At 36.7% G+C, this 1,286-nt stretch carries 1 protein-coding gene; it reads left to right on the forward strand.

The window, feature by feature from the left end; genetic code table 11:
• Positions 1 to 31 precede the first annotated feature (31 nt).
• Positions 32 to 1,286 (forward strand): exonuclease domain-containing protein (locus AC1DDX_RS27480; RefSeq protein ID WP_477623041.1); only part of this gene is annotated, 1,255 nt, incomplete at its 3' end.

The following is a 1,286-nucleotide window of genomic DNA, read 5'->3' on the forward strand; positions in this document are numbered from 1 at the left end:
TATTTACATTTCATAAAGGCTTTAAAAAAACATGCTTTACGCGGTAGTAGATATAGAAACAACAGGTGGCTTTGCTTCAGGAAATGGAATCACAGAGATTTCAATTCTTATTCATGATGGTGTTTCTGTAATAGATATGTTTGAAACACTGATTAACCCTGCTCAGGAAATTCCTGAATACATACAGGCATTAACGGGCATAAACAATGAAATGGTTATAGATGCTCCGTTGTTCAGTGATATAGCTCCAAAAGTATATGAATTGCTGCACGATAAAACTTTTGTTGCGCACAATGTAAATTTCGATTTTTCATTTGTTAAACATCAATTATCATTGGCAGGTTATCAGCTTCAATGCAATAAACTTTGTACCGTAAGGCTTAGCCGTAAAATACTTCCAGGTCATCGTTCTTACAGTCTGGGTAAGCTTTGTAATGCTTTAGGTATAGAGATAAACAACAGGCACCGTGCAGGTGGAGATGCAGCTGCTACGGCAATTCTATTAGGTATGCTTTTACAGGCAGATGCTGAAGGGATTATCAATCAATCGTTAAGAAAAGCTTCAAAAGAGCAGGCCCTGCCTCCTAATTTACCGAAATCGGAAATAGAAAAACTGCCTTTAAGCCCCGGTGTATATTACTTTAAAGATCAAAAGGGTAAAGTGATCTACATTGGTAAAGCTAAAAGCCTGAAAAAGAGGGTTTGTTCTCATTTTACAGGCAATAGCACAAGTAAACAGCGTCAGGATTTCCTCAAGGATATTTACAGTGTAGATTTTGAAGTATGTGGTACAGAACTAATGGCTTTTATTTTGGAAGCCACAGAGATCAAGAAACTATGGCCAACAAACAACCGAGCTTTAAAGCGTTTTGAACAGAAATATAGTTTGTATGCTTTCGAAGATCAAAAAGGCTATATAAGATTGGGCATAGATAAATTTAAAAAAAATACACCGGCCCTGTATAGTTTTAATACCATACTAGAGGGGCATAATCTTTTAAAGGCATTAATAAAAGAACATTTGCTGTGCGAAAAGCTTTGCTTTATTCAGAAAAACCGACAAGCTTGTACAGCTTATGAAGAAGGTAATTGTACCGGTGCCTGTGTAGGTAAAGAATCTGCTGCTGCCTACAACGTAAGGGTTAAATATGCTATTGAAGATTTAAAAAAGATGTTGCCATCTTTTGCCGTTATTGATAAAGGAAGAACTGAAGACGAACAAAGCTGTTTGCTTGTAGAGGAAGGAAAATTCTATGGCATGGGGTACATTTCACATCATGCAGATA

It is taken from the genome of Pedobacter sp. 10L46_2 (genome assembly GCF_056395165.1).